The organism is Actinomycetospora straminea (genome assembly GCF_028737255.1).
Taxonomy (GTDB): domain Bacteria; phylum Actinomycetota; class Actinomycetes; order Mycobacteriales; family Pseudonocardiaceae; genus Actinomycetospora; species Actinomycetospora straminea.
Genome location: NZ_JAQZAN010000030.1, coordinates 38,265 through 59,174 on the forward strand (window position 1 = coordinate 38,265; position 20,910 = coordinate 59,174).

The 20,910-nt window shown below is 75.7% G+C and carries 18 protein-coding genes; 8 read left to right on the forward strand and 10 right to left on the reverse strand.

Annotated features, from left to right (window positions below):
• Positions 1-5 precede the first annotated feature (5 nt).
• The 5 genes from PH190_RS28295 to PH190_RS28315 all read left to right on the forward strand — a co-directional run bounded on the left by PH190_RS28295 (position 6) and on the right by PH190_RS28315 (position 4,627).
• Positions 6-614, forward strand: coding sequence for a TetR/AcrR family transcriptional regulator (locus tag PH190_RS28295; protein ID WP_274234879.1), 609 nt, complete (start codon positions 6-8; stop codon positions 612-614).
• 158 nt (positions 615-772) lie between these two features.
• Positions 773-1,162: a hypothetical protein gene (locus PH190_RS28300; protein WP_274234880.1), complete on the forward strand. Its 390-nt coding sequence runs from the start codon at positions 773-775 to the stop codon at positions 1,160-1,162.
• Between the two features lie 403 nt (positions 1,163-1,565).
• Positions 1,566-3,857 (forward strand): HAD-IC family P-type ATPase, encoded by a 2,292-nt coding sequence (locus PH190_RS28305; RefSeq protein ID WP_274234881.1) that lies wholly within the window; start codon positions 1,566-1,568, stop codon positions 3,855-3,857.
• A gap of 277 nt (positions 3,858-4,134) precedes the next feature.
• Entirely contained in the window at positions 4,135-4,353 is a 219-nt protein-coding gene (locus PH190_RS28310) for a hypothetical protein (RefSeq protein WP_274234882.1), read from the forward strand.
• Positions 4,337-4,627 (forward strand): hypothetical protein, encoded by a 291-nt coding sequence (locus PH190_RS28315; RefSeq protein WP_274234883.1) that lies wholly within the window; start codon positions 4,337-4,339, stop codon positions 4,625-4,627. The genes PH190_RS28310 and PH190_RS28315 overlap by 17 nt, the downstream gene beginning before the upstream one ends.
• A 57-nt stretch (positions 4,628-4,684) precedes the next feature.
• Here the strand turns inward: PH190_RS28315 and PH190_RS28320 are convergent, their stop codons facing one another.
• Complete coding sequence (locus tag PH190_RS28320; RefSeq protein ID WP_274234884.1) at positions 4,685-6,820, reverse strand: molybdopterin-containing oxidoreductase family protein; 2,136 nt, start codon at positions 6,818-6,820, stop codon at positions 4,685-4,687.
• A gap of 246 nt (positions 6,821-7,066) precedes the next feature.
• On the opposite strand from PH190_RS28320, the gene PH190_RS28325 reads away from it, so the two are divergent.
• Together PH190_RS28325 and PH190_RS28330 are read left to right on the forward strand one after the other, a co-directional pair.
• Positions 7,067-8,062 carry an AraC-like ligand-binding domain-containing protein gene (locus tag PH190_RS28325; RefSeq protein WP_274234885.1) on the forward strand — a complete coding sequence of 332 codons (996 nt, stop codon included), beginning with the start codon at positions 7,067-7,069 and terminating at the stop codon, positions 8,060-8,062.
• A 118-nt stretch (positions 8,063-8,180) separates the two neighbouring features.
• A complete protein-coding gene (locus PH190_RS28330; protein WP_274234886.1) occupies positions 8,181-8,522 on the forward strand; it encodes a hypothetical protein in 342 nt (113 codons plus the stop codon).
• Between the two features lie 84 nt (positions 8,523-8,606).
• Here PH190_RS28330 and PH190_RS28335 read toward each other — a convergent pair whose 3' ends face one another.
• The 9 genes from PH190_RS28335 to PH190_RS28375 are packed head-to-tail and all read right to left on the reverse strand — an operon-like array spanning position 8,607 to position 18,976.
• Complete coding sequence (locus tag PH190_RS28335) at positions 8,607-10,244, reverse strand: flavin-containing monooxygenase (RefSeq protein ID WP_274234887.1); 1,638 nt, start codon at positions 10,242-10,244, stop codon at positions 8,607-8,609.
• Between the two features lie 48 nt (positions 10,245-10,292).
• On the reverse strand, positions 10,293-11,123 hold the full coding sequence (locus tag PH190_RS28340; RefSeq protein ID WP_274234888.1) for a mycofactocin-coupled SDR family oxidoreductase: 831 nt from the start codon (positions 11,121-11,123) through the stop codon (positions 10,293-10,295).
• The gene (locus tag PH190_RS28345; protein ID WP_274234889.1) at positions 11,123-11,974 is read right to left on the reverse strand and encodes a MaoC family dehydratase; all 852 of its coding nucleotides are present in this window, start codon (positions 11,972-11,974) and stop codon (positions 11,123-11,125) included. The genes PH190_RS28340 and PH190_RS28345 overlap by 1 nt, the downstream gene beginning before the upstream one ends.
• Positions 11,971-13,551 carry a class I adenylate-forming enzyme family protein gene (locus PH190_RS28350; RefSeq protein ID WP_274234890.1) on the reverse strand — a complete coding sequence of 527 codons (1,581 nt, stop codon included), beginning with the start codon at positions 13,549-13,551 and terminating at the stop codon, positions 11,971-11,973. Before PH190_RS28350 ends, PH190_RS28345 begins: the two co-directional genes overlap by 4 nt.
• The gene (locus PH190_RS28355) at positions 13,548-14,798 is read right to left on the reverse strand and encodes a cytochrome P450 (RefSeq protein ID WP_274234891.1); all 1,251 of its coding nucleotides are present in this window, start codon (positions 14,796-14,798) and stop codon (positions 13,548-13,550) included. Before PH190_RS28355 ends, PH190_RS28350 begins: the two co-directional genes overlap by 4 nt.
• The gene (locus PH190_RS28360; RefSeq protein ID WP_274234892.1) at positions 14,795-15,757 is read right to left on the reverse strand and encodes an LLM class flavin-dependent oxidoreductase; all 963 of its coding nucleotides are present in this window, start codon (positions 15,755-15,757) and stop codon (positions 14,795-14,797) included. Before PH190_RS28360 ends, PH190_RS28355 begins: the two co-directional genes overlap by 4 nt.
• Entirely contained in the window at positions 15,754-16,545 is a 792-nt protein-coding gene (locus PH190_RS28365) for an ester cyclase (protein ID WP_274234893.1), read from the reverse strand. The genes PH190_RS28360 and PH190_RS28365 overlap by 4 nt, the downstream gene beginning before the upstream one ends.
• A complete protein-coding gene (locus PH190_RS28370) occupies positions 16,545-17,321 on the reverse strand; it encodes an enoyl-CoA hydratase/isomerase family protein (RefSeq protein ID WP_274234894.1) in 777 nt (258 codons plus the stop codon). Before PH190_RS28370 ends, PH190_RS28365 begins: the two co-directional genes overlap by 1 nt.
• A complete protein-coding gene (locus PH190_RS28375; protein ID WP_274234895.1) occupies positions 17,318-18,976 on the reverse strand; it encodes an acyl-CoA carboxylase subunit beta in 1,659 nt (552 codons plus the stop codon). The genes PH190_RS28370 and PH190_RS28375 overlap by 4 nt, the downstream gene beginning before the upstream one ends.
• An 87-nt stretch (positions 18,977-19,063) precedes the next feature.
• Between PH190_RS28375 and PH190_RS28380 the strand changes: the two genes are divergently transcribed.
• Positions 19,064-20,827 (forward strand): acetyl-CoA carboxylase biotin carboxylase subunit, encoded by a 1,764-nt coding sequence (locus PH190_RS28380; protein ID WP_274234896.1) that lies wholly within the window; start codon positions 19,064-19,066, stop codon positions 20,825-20,827.
• Positions 20,828-20,910: the final 83 nt, after the last annotated feature.

The window sequence follows — 20,910 nt, forward strand, 5'->3', positions numbered from 1 at the left end:
CCCCCGTGACCGTCGAGCCCCGCCGCCGCACGCAGGCCGAGCGCCGCGAGCACACCGAGACCGCCCTGATCGCCGCGGCCGCCGAGGTCGTCGTCGAGTCCGGGGTGCGCGCGCTGACGCTGGCCCGCGTCGGGGAGCGCGCCGGCTACAGCCGCGGGATCGTCACCCACCAGTTCGGCTCGAAGCAGGGGCTCGTCGACGCCCTCGCCCGGTCCGTCCAGGGCGGCTTCGTGCCGGGCCTGACCGCGATGGCGCCCGGGCTCGACCGGCTCCTCGCACTGATCGACGGGTACGTGCACGGGCTCACCGCGCTGACGACCGCGAACCGCGCCTTCCTGCTGCTCTGGGCCGAGGCCGCCACCGCGTCCGAGCTCGCGCCGACCTTCCGCGAGCGCGACCGCGCCTTCCGCGCCGACCTGCGCGAGGACGTCGAGGCCGGCGTCGCGGCGGGCGCGATCCGCGACGACGTGGACCCGGTCGCCGTCGCCACCGCGCTCGTCGGGCAGCTGCGCGGCATCGGGCTGCAGCGCATGCTCGACCCCGAGGACGTCGACACCGAGCGGCTGCGCGCCGACGTCACCGCGCAGTGGCGGCGGGCCCTGCGCGCGGACTGAGCTCCGCGGGCCGCTCGGCGACTTCGGGTTGTGCACGACCGATTCTGTGACACTCTGTAGAGAGCAGCCGGTGCACGATGCGCGCTGAGTTGCTCCGATCGAGTTTCCCGGTCCTCCGACCGGCAGAACGGACGCTCATGGCAACACTGTCCGCCACCATGGATCTCCCCGTCACGTCCTTCACCGTGCGCGACGCCCGCACCCTCACGCTGGCCCTCGTCGCCGCGTGGCAGAGCGGCGTGTCGCGGGAGGACCTGGCGCTGCTGATCGACGACCTGACCGCCGACGTCGTCGACCACGCCACCGCCGAGGCGAGCATCGTGCTCGAGCTGACGCTCGCCGACGAGCTGCTGCGTGTCGGTCTCGCCGACGGGTCGGCCGTGCGCCCGGCCGCCGACGACGTCACCCACGTCGACAGCTGGGCGCTCGCGCACCGCTGGGGCGACGAGCCCTACCGCGGCGGCCACCGCATCTGGTTCGAGCTGCGCCCGCCCGTCCCCGCGATCGAGGACCTCGCCGTCTCCGCCGGGGACACATCGCCCCCGTAGACATCGCCGCCGGGGACATCGCGGCCGTCGCCGCGGCGCTCGCGGCCGCGCTCGAGAGCCGCTCCGGCCCGGAGAGCCCGTCCGGGACGGGGCGCGGGCCCGAGACCGACGCCGGCTGACCCCGCCCCCTTCAGCTCCGGGTCAGGGACGCCCGGGACCATCGTCGGCGTGCGACGCCACGAGCCGGGGGACGCGGGATGACGACGGCGACCGTCGAGGGCCTGAGCGAGACCGGGCCCGCGAGCTCGCGCGGGAGGGCCGGGCCAACACGCCCGTCTCGGGATCGGGTCGGACCACCGGGCGCATCCTGCGCACCACGGTCTTCTCGTTCTACAACAACACGCTGTTCGTCATCGGGTTCGCGCTGCTCGCCCTCGGCCGCTACAGCGACGCCCTGGTCAGCGTGGGTCTCGGCATCATCAACGCCGCGCTGGCCGCGGTGCAGGAGCTGCGCGCCAAGCGCCAGCTCGACCGGCTCCAGCTGCTCGCCCGCGAGCCCGTGACGGTGGTGCGCGACGGCGAGGACCGCACGGTGGCGCCCGCCGAGGTGGTCGTCGGCGACCTGCTGCGGCTGCGGGCGGGCGAGCAGATCGTGGTCGACGGGCCACTGGTCGCCGGGCACGTCGAGGCCGACGAGTCGCTGCTGACCGGCGAGTCCGACCCGATCGCCAAGGGCCTCGGCGACCCCTTGCTCTCGGGCAGCTCGGTCGTCGGCGGCGAGGGGCGCCAGCGCGCGGAGGCGGTGGGCGCGGACAGCCACGCGGGCCGGCTGACGCTCGCCGCGCGCGCCGACACGACGGTGCTCACGCCGCTGCAGTGGCGCATCGAGCTGGTGGTGCGCCTGCTCATCCTGCTCGTGGTGCTGATGAGCGGCGCGATCCTCGCCCAGGCGGCGCTCGAGGGGTCGACGGTGCTGCGCTTCGTGCAGACCTCGGCCGTGCTGTCGGGCCTCGTGCCCTACGGCCTGTTCTTCCTCATCGCCGTCGCCTACACCGTGGGCGCCGCGCGGATCGCCGGACGCGGCGCCCTGGTGCAGCGCACCAACGCCGTCGAGGCGGTCAGCCGCGTCGACGTCGTGTGCACCGACAAGACCGGGACGCTGACCAGCGGGCGGCTCACGCTCGTGGAGGTGGTGCCCGAGGGCGGCGACGAGGCGGGGGCGCGGGCGCTGCTCGGCACGTTCGCCCGGTCCGTGGCCAGCACCAACGCCACCACGGCCGCGCTGGCCGGCGACGCGTCGCTGGCCGGGGAAGCGGTCGACGTGGTCGACGAGGTCGAGTTCCGCTCCTCCCTGCGCTGGAGCGGGATCACCCTCGCCGACGGCACCTCGCTCGTCCTCGGCGCGCCCTCGACCCTGCGCGCGTCGCTCGCCGACGACGCCCTCGCCGCGCCCGACGTGGTGCGCCGGCGCACCGACGAGGGCCTGCGCGTGCTCGTCCTCGCCCGCGCCGAGGGCCCGCTGCGCGACGCCGACGACCGGCCCCGCCTGCCCCGGCTGCGCGGCGTCGCGCTCGTCGCGCTGGCCGACGAGCTGCGCGACGGGGTCACCGAGGTCCTCGCGCACCTCGACGAGGAGGGCGTGGCGGTCAAGGTCGTCTCCGGCGACGACCCCGACACCGTCGCCGCCCTCGCCCGCCGCGCCGGGCTCTCCGGTCCGGCGATCGCCGGGCCGCGGCTCGCGGCGCTCGAGGGCGACGCGTTCGACGAGGCCGTCGACACCCACAGCGTGTTCGGGCGGATCGCGCCGGAGCAGAAGGAGCAGATCGTCACCTCGCTGGGCCGCCGGGGGCACCAGGTGGCGATGGTCGGCGACGGGGTCAACGACGCCCGCGCGCTGAAGTCCGCGCAGGTCGGGGTCGCGATGCGCTCGGGCAGCTCGGTGACCCGTGACGTCGCCGACATCGTGCTGCTCGACGACTCGTTCACGACGCTGCCGCCCGCGCGCACCGAGGGCCGGCGGATCATCGCGGGCGTCGGCGCGTCGATGTACCTGTTCCTCGCGCGGGTGGCCACGCAGATGCTGGTCATCCTCACCGTCACCCTGCTCGGGCTGGGCTTCCCCTACACGCCCACGCAGGTCGGGCTCACCCTGTTCACCGTCGGCCTCCCGACGTTCTTCCTGACGATGTGGGCGCGCCCGGCGCCGCCGGCCGAGGACCTGCTCGTCTCGCTCGCGCGGTTCGTCGTGCCCGTCGGCGTGCTCACCGCGGGCTTCGGCACCGCCGTCTACGCGTACCTCTACCAGCTCGTCACGACCGGGCTCACGACCTACCGCGACGCGATGGGCACGGAGCTCTGGGTGCAGTACACGGGCCTCGCCGCCACCGACCCCGACTTCGTGACCTCGGCGGCCACCCTCGGCGCGCAGTCCGGGCTCTCGGTCTTCGTCTCGACGAGCGCGCTGGTGCTCATCCTGCTGCTCGCGCCGCCCCACCGGGTCTTCGCGGCCTGGGCGCCGGTGACCGACGACCGGCGCCCGACGTGGCTCGCGCTGGGCCTGTTCGCGGCGTTCGCCGTGGTCCTGCTGATCCCCGCCACCCAGGAGTACTTCGGTCTCACCGCGCCCGACCCGCCCGTCGTCGAGGCCGCGGGCGTGGCGATCGTGGCGTGGTTCGTCACCCTGAGCCTCGTCCTGCGCCACCGCGTGCTCGAGCGCGTCCTGGGGCTGTACCCGCGCCCCGCGGTCGCGGCCTGAGCACCGCCGGGACACCGGGGACACGGCCTGGACGCCGAGTGCCCGCGTCACCGACCGCACCCGGCCCGCTGGGCCACCCGGAGGGCCGGCCCGTCCTCCGATCCGGTGCTGTTTCGGTCCAGACGGCCTCCGCATGGCGGGCGGTGCGTGACCTGGACCACCATCGCGGGTGCCGTGTTCAGTCCGCGAGCCACGGTCGACCCTCCGTGATCGCCGGCGCCCCTCCCGACGGGCGAGCGAGCACGGGTCCCGGTGGCGGACGAGGAGGACCCCGCCCATGTGGCACCTGCACTGGCGTGCTGAGACCAGCACCGCCGACACCCCGCTCGACGAGCGACGCCGCGTGCGCACCGCCGAGCCGACACGCACGACCGAGGCGAGCGCCGACGGCTCGCCCGGCCGGACCCGCGGGTCGTTCCAGCACGTCTGGCACGACACCCCGGCCGCGACGCTGGCCGGGGCCGTCCCGGAGACGGTCCGTGTCCGCGGGCGGTGACGGGCCCGGCCCCGGCACGGGCGACGCCTGCGCCCACGCCGCCGCCGCGCTCATCCCGCGCGCCTGCCCGAACGGTGGCCTGACCCTCTCGCCGGCCGCCGTCGCCGCGCTCGCCGACCTCTTCCGCGCGATCGACCGGGGCCGGGACCTCGGCGACGTCGCCGACCGGGCGGCCCGCCGCGTCCTCGGCGCCCTGGAGCGGGACACGCCCGTCACGCCCGCGCCGCGCAGGCCGGGCGACCAGACGTCGGGCGGGCTGCTCGCCGCCCGCTGAGGGTGGTGCCCGACCGGTGCCGCCCGAGGGGCGAGCGACACCGGCCGGGGTCTCTGCTCAGACCGGCGCGATCTCCACGCGCGTGTCCGAGAACGTCGGCGCGTTGCCGAGGTCGGCGAACACGAAGGGGTTCACGGCGTTGACCGTGCTCTGGTCCTTCGCGTTCTTCGGCCACGCGCCCATGGGTGCCACGGCCACGCCCGGGGCCACCTCGTCGCTGACGCGCGCCAGCGCGACGAAGCGCCCGCGGTCGTTGTAGACCGCCACGTACTGGCCGTCGGTGATGTCGCGCGCCGCGGCGTCGGCGGGGTGCAGGGTCACCATCTGCTCGCCCTGCACGCGCTTCTGCATGGCCTGGTCGCCCGCGCTCGAGTTGAGGAACGCGTGCGACTTCGGCGAGAGCAGGTTCAGCGGGTGGCTGTCGGACGTCTCGCGCGGCGGCACGTAGTGCGGCAGCGGGTCGACGACCCCGCCCGGCTGGTACTCCTCGGAGAGCTGGCGGAAGAGCGGGACGACGAAGTTGCCCGCCGCCTCCAGCGCCGAGGAGCGGAACTCCGTCTTCCCCGACGGCGTCGGGAAGCCGCCCTCGGCGTGCGGGCGGTACTCGTCGGGCGAGGGCAGGTTCAGCCGCGCCCAGCCCGTCTCGCGCAGCGACTCGAGCGTGATCCCCTCCATCACCGGCGAGGACCAGTCGTAGGACTGCTCGAGCAGCTCCTCGTCGGTGAGCCGGAAGTACGGGTCGTCGAAGCCCATCCGCGCCGCGAGCCGGCGGAACAGCTCGGTGTTCGGGATGGCCTCGCCCTCCGGCGCGATCGCCGGGGTGTTCAGCGTGACGTAGAAGTGGCCCCAGCTGAACATGATGTCGTGCTGCTCGAGCTGGGTCGTCGCGGGCAGGACGATGTCGGCGTGGCGGGCCGTGTCGGTGAGGACGTGGTCGCTGACGACGGTGAACAGGTCCTCGCGGGACAGACCGCGCGCGAGCTTGTCCTGCTCGGGGCAGACCACCATCGGGTTCGAGTTGTAGACGACGAGCGCCGTGATCGGCGGATCGAGCTCCATCTCGCCGGTCAGCACCCGCCCGAGCAGGTACTGGTTGACGATGCGCGTGCCCGGCGTCGCCATCTCGGGGTGGATGAACGCCGGCCAGTTCACCGGGTGCGCCCACAGCGGCAGCTGCAGCAGGCCGCCGCCGACGTGCCGCCACGCCCCGGTCAGCGCCGGCAGGCAGGCGATCGAGCGGACGGTCTGCCCGCCGCCGGCGTGCCGCTCGATGGCGACGCCGATGCGGATCATCGACGGGTCGGTGGTGGCGTACTCGCGGGCCAGCGTGCGGATGTCCTCGGCGGGGATGCCGGTCTCCTCCGACGCCCACTCCGGGGTGTACTGCGCCGCGCGCTCGGCGAGCTCGTCGAAGCCGACGGTGTGCTCGCGGACGTAGTCCTCGTCGTGCAGGCCCTCGGAGATGATCACGTTCATCATCGCCAGGGCGAGCGCGCCGTCGGTGCCGGGCCGGATCGGGATGTACCAGTCGGCGCGCTTGGCGGTCTTGTGCCGGACCGGGTCGATGACGACGACCTTCGCGCCCCGCTTCTGCGCCTCGGCGACCACCGGCCAGAGGTGCAGGTTGGTCGAGACCATGTTGCAGGCCCAGATGATGATGTACTTCGAGTGCACGATGCTCTCGGGGTCGACGCCCGCGGTCGCGCCCACGGTGGCGGCGTACGCGGTGCAGGAGCCGGAGTCGCAGTAGGTGCGCTCGGTGATGGTGGCGCCGAGGCGGTGGAAGAAGGCGTCGCCGACCGACAGGCCGTTGAGGATGCCCTGCGTGCCGAGGTAGCTGACCGGCATGACGGTCTCGGCGCCGTGCTCGGCGATCCGCGCCCGGAACTCCGACGCGATCGTGTCGAGCGCGTCGTCCCAGCTGATCTGCTCGAACCGCCCGCTGCCCTTGGGCCCGACCCGGCGCATCGGGTGCAGCACGCGGTCCGGGTTGTAGACCTTGTCCTGGTAGTTGTTGACCTTGACGCAGAGGCCGCCGCGCGTGATCGGGTGCTCGGGGTCGCCCCGCACGCCGGTCGCGACACCGTTCTCGACGGTCACGACCATCGCGCAGGTGTCGGGACAGTCGTGCGGGCACGCCGCGCGCACGGTGGTGGTCGTGGGCGTCAGCGGCAGGTCCTCGAGGGCGGTCACGGGTGCTCCCTGGCGGCTCGGGCGGCAGGGGTGTCCGCCGCGTGGTGGTGGCGCCGGGCGGACGCGACCCCGTGGGCCCCGGACCGCCGGTGACAGCCTGACCACTCGACGCGCTCGCGCGCTTGTCGCTGGGCGACGAGTTGCCCACCGTTGACCGGGAGGTGCCCGGTTCCCTAGCGTCGGGCGACCGCCCCTGCTCGCCGACACGGTCGCAGCGCCGTCCTCCTCCCCACCCGGGAGCCGCCCGTGGCGACCACCGCCCGCCCCGTGGGTCCGTTCGCGCGCGCCCGGACGCCGATGCGCGCGCCCACCCCGGGTGAGGTGCGGGGCCGGGCCGACCGCGTGGACGGCTGGCGCGACCTCCTGCGCGAGCACTTCGTCGCCCTCGACGTGCACACCCGGCGCGACGCGGCCTTCGACGGGGCGGTGCGCAGCAGCCTGCTCGGACACCTCGCCGTGGCCACGGTCGACTCGACCGCGCAGGAGTGCGTCCGCACGCCGGGCCTCGCGCGCGACGACGACGACTACCTGCAGGTCGGCCTCATCGCCCGCGGCGAGGCCGTGGTGCGCCAGGACGGGCGCGAGGCCCTGCTCGGCCCCGGCGCCTACACGATCTACGAGACGGCACGCCCGTTCGCCTGGCGGTTCACGGGCGACTGGCGGATGTTGGTGTTCACCTGGCCCCGCGACCTCGTCGGCATCGACCCGGGCACCACCCGGTCGGCGACCGCGCGGGCGCTGGGCGGCGACCGCCTCGGCAGCATCGTCGGGCGCACGCTCGCCGACGTCGTCACCGCGCCGCCCGAGCTGTCCCCGGCCGCCGCCGGCCGTCTCGCGACCGAGCTCGCCGACCTCGTGGGCACCGTCGCCGGCGAGGCCCTGCAGCGCGACGAGACCGGCTCCCGGGCGGCCGCCGTGCTGCGCGCCCGCGTCGAGGCCTACGTCGCCGAGCACCTCGAGGACCCCGACCTCGGGCCCGAGACCATCGCCCGCGCGCACTTCGTCTCGACCCGCCAGCTGCACCGCGCCTTCGCCGAGGCGTCGACGACCGTGGGCCGGCTGGTGCGTCGCCGGCGCCTCGAGCACGGGCAGCGCGCGCTCGCCGACCCGCGGCTCGCCGACCTCTCGGTCACCGACGTGGCGCTGCGCTGCGGGTTCGCCGACCTCGCGTCGTTCAGCCGCGCGTTCAAGGAGACGTTCCACGAGCCGCCGAGCACCTTCCGTCGCCGTCACGGCCGGTGACCACGGGCTCGCGGAGAGGATTTCCTGCTCGACGCGGAACATCCGGGTCCGCCCGCACCGTCAGAGGTTCGAACGCCCCCCACCCCGGGCACCGATCCTCACCGAGAGCGAGCACGCCATGAGCACCGACACCAACGCCTCCGACCGCCACTTCGCCGCCGACGGCAACATCTACGAGGCCGACGGCACCGTGGTCGGCACCTACCAGCTCGACGAGCACGGCCACCTCGCCTCGACCTCCACGGACGAGGACGGCGACGGCCGCGTCGACACGGTCGTCGCCGACACCGACCACAACGGGACCTTCGAGACCGGCGTGGTCGACACGAACGCCGACGGCTACGGCGAGACGGTCCTGATGGACACGGACAACGACGGCGACTTCGACACCGCCGCGCTCGACACCGACGCCGACGGCACCTTCGAGACCGTCCGCACCGACCCCGACGGCTTCGCCTGATCCCCCCATGTGAGCTCCACGGCCGTCGCCGTGGAGCTCACGGGCGTCCGGGGTCCTCGGCGGCGCGTGACCTCGGTCGCCCGGTCACACCGACGAGAAGACGAACCCCGGGTAGCCGTTGGCGGCGAGCTGGTCGCAGTGCTGGCGGTAGTTCCCGACGCCGCCGATGTAGGCCATGAACACCCGCGGCTTGCCGGGCACGTTGGAGCCCATGTACCAGGAGTCCGCCCGCGGGTAGAGCGTGTACTCGCCGACCTCGCGGACGTGGTCGGTCCAGGCCCGCTCGGCCTCCTCGGTGGACTCCACGACGGTGTCGCCCCGGGTGTGGGCGTGCGCGACGGTGTCGGCGACGAAGTCCACGTGCTGCTCGATCGACACCATCATGTTCGACAGCACCGACGGGCTGCCGGGCCCGGTGATCGTGTAGAGGTTCGGGAACCCCGCGACCTGCAGTCCCAGGTGCGTCACCGGTCCGTCCGCCCACTTGTCGACCAGCCGCACCCCGGCGCGGCCGCGGACGTCGATCGCGGCGAGCGTGCCCGTCATCGCGTCGAAGCCGGTGGCGAAGACGAGGTCGTCGACCGCGTACTCGGCGTCCGTGGTGCGCACCCCGCGCTCGGTGATCTCGACGAGCGGCGTGCGCCGCAGGTCCACGAGGTGCACGTTCTCGCGGTTGAACGTCGCGTAGTAGCCGCTGTCGAGGCACGGCCGCTTGGTGCCGAACGGGTGGTCGCGCGGGCACAGGGTCTCGGCGGTCTCCGGGTCGTCGACGATCTCCCGGATCTTCTCCCGCACGAACTCCGCGGCGGTCTCGTTGGCGTCGGCGTCGACGATGCTGTCCGTGTAGGAGGTCAGCATCCCCACGAGGTTGCGGCCCCAGACGCTCTCGTACTGTGCCCGGCGCTCCTCGGGGGTCACCTCGAGCGCCGAGCTCGTCGCCTCCGGCACCGGGATGCCGAACCCGGACTCGCGCGCGGCCTGCCGGTGCGCCCGGTAGCCGCGCTTGCGCTCGGCCTGCGCCTCGTCGGACAGCGGGGCGTTGTTCGCCGGCATGCTGAAGTTGGCGGTCCGCTGGAAGACCGTGAGGTCGCCCGCCTCCTCGGCGATGAGCGGGATCGCCTGGATGCCCGACGACCCGGTGCCGATGACGGCGACCCGGCGCCCGGTGAAGTCGACGGGCTCGTGCGGCCAGTGCGCGGTGTGGAAGGTGCGGCCGGCGAACCCCTCCACGCCCGGGATCTCGGGCAGCTTCGAGGTCGACAGGCAGCCGGTCGCCATCACCAGCTGCTCGGTGTCGTAGACCTCGCCGGCCTCGGTCGTCACGGTCCAGCGGCCGTCGGCGTCGCGCCAGTGGGCGGCCGCGACGCGGGTCCCCAGCCGCACGCCGTCGCGCAGGCCGAAGCGGTCGGCGACGTGGTGGACGTAGCGCAGGATCTCCGGCTGCGTCGGGTACTTCTCGGTCCAGTCCCACTCCTGCTCGAGCTCCGGGGAGAACGAGTACGAGTACTCCATGCTCTCCACGTCGCAGCGCGCGCCGGGGTAGCGGTTCCAGAACCACGTGCCGCCGATGTCGTCGCCCGCCTCGAGGACGACGGTGTCCAGGCCGAGGCCGCGGAACCGGTGGAGCATGTAGAGCCCGGCGAGGCCGGCGCCGACGACGAGGGCGTCGACGCGGGTGGTGGCGGCCTCGGTGGTCGTGGGCTGCGCGAGGGTGTCGGTCACGGGGTCACCTCCGGTGGTGTTGGCGGTCGTCGGTCGGTCGGGGGGACGTCACTTGCCGGTCGCGCCGGCGTCGACGGGCAGCATCACGCCGGTGACGTAGCGGGACTCGTCGGAGGCGAGCCACAGCACGGCGTTGCTGACGTCGGACGCGTCGACCCACGGCACGGGCAGCGCGTTGATCGAGCGGAAGACGGGCTCGGCCTGTTCGGACGTCGGGTGCTCGACGCCCGGCACCATGAGCCGGTAGGTGGCCTCGTTGCGGATCATGTCCGTGTCGACCCCGGTGGGGTGCACCGAGTTCACGCGGATGCGGTGGGGGGCGAGCTCGTTCGCGAGCACGCGCATGACCCCGACGACGCCGTGCTTGGCCGCGGCGTAGGCGACGGTGTTGGGCACGCCCTTGAGGCCGGCGGTGGAGCTGGTGATGATCACCGATCCGCCCTCGCCGCGCTCCACCATCGGCGCGATCGCGGCGCGCACGGTGCGGAAGACGCCGGTCAGGTTGATGGCGATGGTCTCGTCCCACAGGCCGTCGTCGGTGTCGAGGGCCGGCGCGGTCGGGAAGATGCCGGCGTTCGCGCACACCACGTCGAGCCGCCCGAAGGTGCCGACGGCGTCGTCGACGACCTTCGCGAGCCCGCCGGTGTCCCGCACGTCCACGACGTGCGCGAGCGCCCGCCGCCCGGCCGCGCGGACCTCCTCGGCGACCCGGTCGAGGTCGTCCTCGCCCGGCATCCCGATCGGCGCCGACGGGATCGGCGCGCAGGCGTCGACGAGCACCACGTCCGCGCCCTCGCCGGCCAACCGCAGCGCGTGCGAGCGGCCCTGGCCCCGCGCCGCCCCGGTGATCAGGGCGACCTTGCCCTCGACCCGTCCCATCACGGTCCTCCCCGTCCTCGCAGCTCCGCGGTGCCGGTCACCGCGTCCCGACCGTCGGCGTGGCGCAGGGCGAACGAGCCGTCGTCGCGGGCCACCGGCGTGACGACGTCGCCGGCGACGACCGTCGCCCGGAAGCGCGCGGCGAAGCCCGTGAGGACGGCGTCCGGCCGGCGCGCGGTGACGTGGGTGAGGGCGTAGGCGAGGTTCGCGGGGCCCTGGTTGACGCACGCGTGCCCGAGCCCGACCGCCGCGGCGGCGTCGGGGTCGAGGTGGATCGGGTTGGGGTCGCGCAGCAGCAGGGCGAGCAGCTTCATCTCGTCGGCGCGGACGGTGATCGGCGCACCGGGGTGCTCGGGGCCCTCCGGGACCGCGTCCGGCGTCCCCCCGGCCGCGGGCGCGTCGGTGACCCCCGGCCGCGGCAGCAGGAAGACGTAGGTGGCGGTGAGCACCGGCGCGCCCGCGCCCGGGGGGCCGCGGCGCAGGTCGAGCACCAGCTCGACCTCGTCGACGACGCCGAGCACGCGGCCGCGGCGCCGGCGCACGGTGGTGACGCCGCCGCGCACCTCGTGGTCGACGTCGAGGGCCAGCGGGGCGGCGCAGCGGGCGGCGAACCGCCCCAGCAGCGGTCCCGCCTCGAGCGGGCAGCCGAGCGTGGTGAACAGCTCGGCGAGCGAGCACCCCATCCCCCGCTGCGGGGCGAGGAACGCCCAGATCGGGTGCGGCTCGGGGCGGCGGGGCGCGCGCACCGCGTCGTGCATCAGCAGGCTCTCGTAGCCCTCGACCCGGCTCGTGCCGCCGGGCAGGCGCAGGCCCGCGAGGTCCGCGGGCGCCGGCGCCGGGGCGGCCGTCACGCGCCCACCCGCGGCGCCTCGGTGACGCCCGCCGCGGCGAGCTCCTCGGCGATCCGGGCGCGCAGCTCCACCTTGCGGATCTTCGTGCCGGACATCGGCCAGGCGTCGACGAAACGCACGTACCGCGGCACGCGGAAGGTCGCGATCCGCCCGACGCAGTGCGCGATCAGCTCCTCGGCGGTCGCGGTGGTCCCGGGCGCGAGCTGCACGAACGCCGCCGGCACCTCGACGTAGCGGGCGTCGGGCGCGGCGACCACCGCGACGACGCCGACCGCCGGGTGCGTGAGCAGGTGGTTCTCGATCTCCGCGGCCGACACGTTCTCGCCGCCGACCTTGAGCATGTCCTTGAGCCGCGTGCGGAAGGTGACGCGCCCGTCGTCGTCGACGGTGACCACGTCGCCGGTGTGCACCCACCCGTGCGGGTCGATCGTCGCGGCCGTCGCGTCGGGGTCGCGGAAGTAGCCGTCGAACGCGGTGGGCCCCCGGAACAGCAGCTCGCCGGGGGTGCCGGGCGGCAGGTCGGCGCCGCTGTCGGGGTCGACCACACGCACGCGCATGCCGGGCATCGGGTGGCCGCCGGTGGTCAGGCGTGCCTCGAGCGGATCGTCGAGGCGGCCCAGGGCGAGGAACGCCGACGACTCGGTCATCGCCACGCACGAGACGTGGACCGCCTGCGGCACGCGCTCGGCCATGGTCCGCAGCCGCTCGGGCACGCCGACGGCCATGACGAGGCGGAGGCGGTGCAGGTCGCGGTCGGGGAAGTCGGGGCGGTCGAGCACCGGCATCCAGATCGTCTCGAACGCGGCGAGCGCGACGGTGACCCGCTCGGCCTCGAGGAGCGCGGGCGTCGTCGTCGGGTCGAAGTGGCCGGGGTGGACGAACGTCGCGCGGGCGGTGAGCGCCGCGACCGCGAACGTGATGCCGCCGCCGTGGAAGAGCGGGATCGCGGTCCAGATGCGGTCGGCGGACGTCAGGGCCATCCGCTCGGCGATCCCGGCGGCGAGCCGGACCAGCGCCTCGTGCGAGATCAGCGCGCCCTTCGGCGCCGCCGTGGTGCCCGAGGTGTAGACCAGCACCGCGGGGGCGCGGACCCGCGTGCCGGCCTCGGCGTCGGCGACGTCGGCCGGATCGCCCCCGGTCAGCTCCGCGAGCGTCACCAGCGCCCGCAGCTCCGGCGCCGGGCCGGCCGCGACCGCGCGGCGGGCGAGGTCGGCGAGGTCCGGCGCGCCGGGCGTGCTCGGCGGCGCGGTGACGACCAGCGCAGCGCCCGAGTGCACGACGACGTGGCGCACCTCGTCGGGGCGGTAGCGGGCGTTGACGGGCACCGCGATGGCCCCGACGCGCGTGACGGCGAGCAGCAGCGCGACGAGGTCGGCGGACGCGGGCAGCAGCAGCGCCACCCGGTCGCCCGGCGCGACGCCGTGGGCGAGCAGCGCGGCGGCGTGGCGCACCGACCGGGCGGCCAGCGCGCCGACGGTGAGGCGCTCGCCGTCGGCGAAGACCAGGGCCTCGGCGTCCGGGTCGAGGGCCGCGGACTCGTCGACGAGCTCGTGCAGCGTCGTGACCCGGGGCCTCACGGTCGGCTCCCGGCGGCGACCGCGTCGTGCACGACGGGGAGCGACGTCTGCGCGCGCGACGCGATGGTCGGCAGGTACTCCGGCTCGCCCGCGACGCGCAGGCCGGGCAACCGGCGCAGCAGCGTCCCGACGGCGACGCGGGTCTCGATGCGCGCGAGCTGCGCCCCGATGCACGCGTGGATGCCGCGCCCGAAGGCGACGTGGGTGGCGCGCTCGCGGGCGAGGTCGACGACGTCGGGGTCGGCGAAGCGCTCGGGGTCGCGGTTGGCGCCGCAGAGCAGCAGGTAGACGCGCTCCCCGCGGCGGATGGCGCGTCCGCGCAGCTCGTGGTCCTCGACGACCCAGCGCACCAGCACCTTGATCGGACCGACGAGCCGCAGCGCCTCCTCGACCGCGGGGTTGACCAGCGCGGGGTCGTCGCGCACCCGGTCGCGCAGGGCGGGGTCGGCGGTGAGCAGGCGGACCGCGTTGGCGATGGCGTTGGTCGTCGTCTCGTGGCCGGCGAAGAGCAGCAGCGCGCACATGCCGACGAGCTCGTCGTCGGAGAGCGCGTCGGGGTCGCCCTCGTCGCCGAGCATCGCCGAGAGCATGTCGCCGCCGGGGTCGCGGCGGCGCCGGGCGACGAGCGCGCGGAAGTACTCCGCCATCTCCTCGAGCCCGCGCAGCGCCCGCTCGTGGCGGTCGGGCCGCGCGTCACCGCCGGCGCCGAACGCGACCAGCGCGAGCTCGTCGGACCACTCCCGGAACCGGTCGCGGTCCTCCGGCGGCGCACCGAGCATCTCGGCGATGACGATCGCGGGCAGCGGGTAGGCGACGCCGGCGACCAGATCCGCGGGGAGGTCGGTGCCGCCGTCCGCGACGAACGCGTCGACCAGCTCGTCGACCAGCGCCTGGATGCGGTCCTCCATCGCTGCGATCTGCTGCTGCTTGAACGCCGCGCCGGCCAGGCGCCGCAGCCGGGTGTGCGCGGGCGGGTCGGTGACGACCATCCACTCGCTGATGAGCCCGAGCATCCGGTGCGACGCGTCGCCCGACGGCCTCTCCCGCTGCGCGAGGAGCGGGCGTACCCGGTCCGACGACAGCGCCGGGTTGCGGAAGGCGGCGACGACGTCGTCGTACCGCGTCACGAGCCACGCGCGGTGCGTCGGGCTCCAGTGCACCGGGTCGTGCTCGCGCAGCACGGCGGCGGCGCCGTCGGGGTCGGCGACGGCCTCGGGGGTCAGGAGGTCGTCGGGGAGGTCGGTCACGGGACACCTCCGACGGGGGTGGGGACGACGGGCGCCAGTCCGGGCCGCAGGACGTCGGTGACGAGCTCGAGGTGGCGGTCGACGAGGGCGTCGGGCAGGCCGCCGAGGTCGGCGAAGCAGAAGACGTCGGTGACGGGGACGTGCGCGGCCAGCGGCGCCAGCTGCTCGCGCACCGCGGCGACGGCGTCGTCGGCGGTCAGGACCTTCAGCTTCGGGAACGTCGTGTCGCCCGTGCTCGCCGCGGCGTCGTCGTTGCCGCGGTAGGAGGCCCGGTTGCGGCGCGCCGCCGCGCGGACCTCCTCCTTGGCGGCGACCGGGTCGTCGGCGAGCAGCACGTTGACCAGCCCGCCCACGCGCGCCCGGTCCCTCGGCCACCCGCCGGCGGCGAGCCCCTCGGCGTACGGCGCGAGCAGCGCGGGGTCGAGCCACAGCAGCCCGGCGCCGACCCGCCCGGCCAGCCGCGCGCCACGCGGTCCGCGGGCGCCGACCCACGTCGGCAGCGGGTCCTGGACCGGCGCGGGCGTCACCGTGCCGTCGGCCCAGAGCTCGGGCAGGCGGCGCAGCTGGTCCTCGAGCGTCGCGTAGCGGGTGCGGTGGTCGGCGCCGACGCGGGCGAACTCCTCGGCCCGCCAGCCCGCCCCGACGCCGAGCTCGAGGCGCCCGCCGGACACCAGGTCGACGACGGAGGCCTGCTCGGCGAGCGTCGCGGCGGGCACCATCGGCCCGATGACGACGGCCGTGCCCACCCGCAGCGTCCGGGTGCGCGCGGCCACCGCGGCGGCGACGGTCAGCGGGGCGGGCAGGTAGCCGTCGGCGAACCCGTGGTGCTCGGTGACCCACGCGGCCTCCAGCCCCCGGTCCTCGGCGGCGGCGACGCGGTCGAGCGTGCGGGCGTAGACGTCCGCGCCCCGCGCGCCCGGCGGGACGCGCAGGTCGAGGTACAGGCCGACGCGCGTCACGGCGCGGCCCCGACGGCGGCCAGCGCCCGCGCGAGGCCCAGCCGGTCGCGCACCACGCGGCCGGCGACGACGCGCCCGTCGGCGACGGTGACGAGCGCGGCGGCGTGCAGGGTCGCCGGGGCGCCGTGCCGGTCGTCGAGCTCGGGCAGGCCGCCGCGGAACGGGCCGTGGACGGTGACGTGCACCGCGGCCCGGTCGCCGGCGGTGAACAGGTCGTCGACGACCACCTCGTCGGCCTCGACCAGCGGGGCCGGGTCCCGGCCGTCGTCGACCTCGACGTCCCCGACCGCCGGCGCGCCCTGCGCCGCCCACGCCGCGACGACCGCCTCGACGCCGGCGTCGGGCGCGCGCGCCGCGGTGTCCCAGGGCGCGAGCGCGGGCGGGGGCACGGCGTCGGGCACGCCGCCGGCGAGCTGGCGGCGGCGCGCGAGGTAGTCCTGCTCGACGCGGTTGGCCGTCAGGCGCCGGCCGTTCCACGTGTAGAGCCCGATCCCGCGCCACGCCGCGAGCGCGCCGCCGTGGCGCACCGACGCGCCGTGCTCGGAGAAGCACAGCGCCAGGCGCTCGCCGTTGCTCACCACGTCGTGCACGGTCAGCCCGAGGCCGGGGAACTGCTCGAGCTGCTTGCGCGTCGCCGGCTTGTAGGCCTCGTCGCGCCCGGCCACCACGTGCGGGCCCATCCGCAGCACGTAGTCGGGCTCCATGATCTCGTCGCAGATCGCGAGGTCGTGGGAGTTGGTGTAGTCGACGACGTAGCGGCGCATGAGCGCGACGAAGGGGTCGGTCATCAGCGCCCCTCGAACCGCGGCGCCCGCTTCTCGGTGAACGCGGCGATGCCCTCGGCGGTGTCCGCGGTCTCCTGCAGCATCGTCACGGCCTCGAGCGAGTAGCCGGTCTCGCCGCGGTCGACCCCGCGGTTGATCATCGTCTTGCCGACGCGCACGGCCATCGGTGCGGCGCGGGCGATGCGCTCCCCCAGCGCCACGGCCTCGTCGAGCAGCGCGTCGTGGGCGACGACCTTCTGCACCAGCCCGACGCGCTCGGCCTGCGCGGCGTCCAGGCGCTCGCCGGCGAGCACCATCCACTTCGTCCAGTGCCGGCCCATCACCGCCGGGCCGCGCAGCACCCCGAACCCGGGCACGAGCCCGATCCCGCTCTCGGGCATCGCGAACGCCGCGCGCTCGGAGGCGATGACCAGGTCGCAGGCCAGCGCGAGCTCGCAGCCGCCGCCGAAGGCGTAGCCGTTGACCGCGGCGATCACCGGCAGCGCCGACTCCTCGATCGCGGCGAAGGTGCGCAGGCAGTCGGCCTGGAAGGCGCGCTTGGCCGCCGCGCCGTCGAGCTCGCCGAAGCCGGCGATGTCGCCACCCGCGGAGAACGCCTTCTCCCCCGCGCCGGTGAGCACCACCGCGCGCGTCGTCCCCGACGCCTCGAGGCGGGCCAGCGCGTCGCGCATCTGCGGCCAGAAGGCCGTGGTCAGCGCGTTGAGCTTCTCCGGGCGGTCGAGGTGGACCACCGCGACCGGCCCGTCGTCCTTCACCGTGATCTCGGTGTACTCGCTCACCTGGTGCCCCCCTGGTGGCCCGTGCGGTGCGGCCGCTCGCCCCAGGCGATCTCGATGCTGGTGGCGATCACGTGCCGGGTCGCCGCGGGCGCGATGACGTCGTCGAGCGACAGGTGCGCCGCGGCCTCCCACGGCTCGGACTCGGCGACCCACTCCGCGGTCAGCTCGGCGGCGCGGGCGTCGCGGGCCTCGGGCCCCTCCTCCGCGAGCAGCCGGTCCAGGGCGCGGCGGTGCACCGTGCGGATGCCGGTCTCGGGGGCCATGAAGCCCATCTCGGCTCCTGGCCAGGCGTAGAGGAAGTCCGGCTGGGTGGGGCGCCCGCCCATGGCGAAGTGCCCGCCGCCGTAGGCCTTGCGCAGCACCACCCCGACGCGCGGCACGGACGCCCGCGCGAGGCGGGAGACGGTGCGCTCGTAGGCGTGCAGGATGCCCGAGCGCTCCGCCTGCGTGCCGATCATCAGCCCGGGCACGTCGTGCAGGAGGACCAGCGGCAGGCCGAAGGTGTCGCACAGGTCGACGAAGTCGTGCTCCTTGGCCAGCGCGTCGGCGTCGAGCGCCCCGGCGCGCACCAGCGGCTGGTTGGCGACGATCCCCACCGGCGCGCCCTCGATGCGCGCCAGCGCGCACAGCAGGCTCGGCCCCCGGCTGTCGGCCCACGGCAGCACCGAGTCGGCGTCGGCGACCGCGGCGAGCACCTCCCGCATGTCGTAGCCGGCGCGGGCGCCGGTGGGCACGAGGTCCGCGAGCGCGGCGGGGTCGCGGGCGGGCGCGACCGGCACGGACACCGGGGCGGGCAGGGCCGCGTTCGAGGGCAGGTAGGACAGGAACGCGCCGAGGGCGTCGAGCGCGTCGACCTCGGAGTCGACGACGAGGTGCGCGTTGCCCGCCGCCGTCGCCGCCTCCGGCCCGCCCAGCTCCTCGTCGGTGACCCGCTCGCCGATCGCGGGCTCCACCACCGACGGCCCGGACAGCGCCACCGACGAGCCCCGGGTCATGACGACGTAGTGCGCGGTGGCCGCGTGCAGCGCCGAGTCGCCGTACGACGGCCCGAGCACCGCCGCCGCGCGCGGGACGGCGGGGCGGCCGTCGGTGGGCCCGAGGAAGGTCGTGAAGTCGAGCGGCAGACCGGAGAAGCGCCAGCCCATGACGTCGGGCATGCGGCCGCCGTCGGCGTCGCAGAGCAGCACGAGCGGGAAGCCGCCGCGCTGCGCGTGCTCGATGAGCCGGCCCTGCTTGCGCATGCTGATCGGCGCCGTCGTGCCCGCGACCGCCGTCGCGTCGATGCCGATGACGCCGACCCGGCGCCCGTCGAGCGTGCCGAAGCCGGTGACGACGGCGTCGCCGGGCACCGGCTTGTCGCGGCGGATCTCGGGCTCGGCGAGCGCACCGACCTCGAACCAGCTCCCGGCGTCGACCAGCGCGGCCACGCGGTCGCGCACCACCATCCGCCCCGACGCCCGGTGCTTCGCGATGGCCGCCTCGCCGCCCATGGCCTCGGCGGCCGCGCGCCGGCGGTCGAGCTCGCCGAGCGCCGCGTCCATGCCCGACCGCGCGCCGGTGTGCTGCCCGGTGTGCTGCTCGCTGTCCTGACCGGCCTCGTCGGGCGCGCCGGGGCCCTGACCGTTGGCGCGGTCGCCGGCGTGCTCGACTGCCACCCTGCCTCCCGCGTGACGTGACGTGGCTCTCGTCGCGACGGTAATCTACCATCCGGCCGTTTGGTAGATGAGTCTCTGGAGGTCGCGATGACCGGCACCGTCCTCGTCGCCAACCGGGGTGAGGTCGCCGTGCGCATCGTGCGAGCCTGCCGGGATCGGGGGCTGCGGTCGGTCGTCGTGCACACCGACGTCGACGCGGGCGCGCTGCCCACGCGCGTGGCCGACGCCGCCGTGCTCGTCCCCTCCTACCTCGACGTCGACGCCGTCGTCACGGCCGCGTGGGGCGCCTGGGCCGTGCACCCGGGCTACGGGCTGCTCGCCGAGGACGCGGGGTTCGCGCGCGCGGTGACCGACGCCGGGCTGGTCTTCGTGGGGCCGCCGGCCGAGGTCGTCGCGGCGATGGGCGACAAGGTCCGTGCGCGGGCGCTGGCCCGGCGGTGCGAGGTGCCGGTGCTGGACGGCACCGACGGGCCCGTCGAGGCCCTGGACGCCGCGGGCGCCCGGGAGGCGGCCGCGCGGATCGGGTTCCCGCTGCTGGTCAAGGCCGCGCACGGCGGGGGCGGGCGCGGGATGCGCGTGGTCACCGGGCCCGCGGAGCTCGACGGCGCCCTGACGGCCGCGGCCCGCGAGGCGGCGGCCGCGTTCGGGCACGGCGAGGTGTTCCTCGAGCGGTACGTCGCCCGCGCGCGCCACGTCGAGGTGCAGGTGCTCGCCGACCACCACGGCGCCGTCGCGGTGCTGGGCGACCGCGACTGCACCGTCCAGCGCCGCCACCAGAAGCTGCTCGAGGAGGCCCCGGCGCCCGACCTGCCCGACGCCGTGCGCGCCGAGCTCCACGCGGCGTCGCGGCGGCTCGCGGCGGAGGTCGGGTACCGGGGCGCGGGCACCGTCGAGTTCCTCGTCGACCGCGACACCGGCGAGCCCGCGTTCCTCGAGATGAACACCCGCCTGCAGGTCGAGCACGGGGTGACGGAGCTGGTCACCGGCGTCGACCTCGTCGTCGCCCAGCTGCGGATCGCGGCCGGGGAGGCGCTCGGGTCGGTGGTCGGGTCGGTCGGGGACGTCGAGGTCCGTGGGCACGCGATCCAGGCGCGCGTCGCCGCCGAGGACCCGTGGGAGGGCTTCCGTCCCGCGCCCGGCCGCGTCACCGCGCTCGCCCTGCCCGCCGGGCCGTGGGTGCGCTGCGACCTGGGCGTCGAGGCCGGCGATGCGGTGCCCGGCGCCTACGACTCGCTGCTCGGCAAGGTGCACGCCTGGGGCCCGGACCGCGCCACCGCCGCCTCACGCCTCGGCGCCGCGCTCGACGACCTCGCGGTCACCGGCGTCCCCACCACCGCGCCCTACCTGCGCGGGGTGCTGCGGCGCCCCGAGCACGTGGCGATGGCCCACGACACCGGCAGCGTCGAGCGGGACTGGGCGCCGGACCCGGCGGAGCGCCCGGCCGTGGCCCGCCCCGACACGGCCGAGCGACCGGACGCGGCCGAGCCCGCGCGCGGCGACCGCACCGTCCACCTCGGCACCGACCGGGGCCCGCTGACGCTGCGCGTGCCCCGGCACCGGGACGCCGCGCCGGGGCCGGCGGCCGCCGCGCGCCCCCGCGACGAGGGCGCGGCGTCACCGCGCGCCGAGGTCGCCGGCGACCCGGTCGCGCCCATGGACGCCACGGTCGTCGACGTCGTCGTCACGGCCGGGCAGGACGTCGACGCCGGCGCGGTCCTCGTGGTGCTCGAGGCGATGAAGATGGAGCTGCCGGTGCGCGCGGCCCGGGCGGCGCGCGTCGACGCGGTGCACGTCGCGGCCGGCGACCGGGTCACGGCCGGCAGCGCGCTGGTGGCGGTCACTCCACCCTGACCTCGGTGATCGACGGGGAGTTCGCGCGCCTAGATGTACTCGGCCAGGACGTTGGTGACGGTGGCTGACGGCGTGGCGAGTTG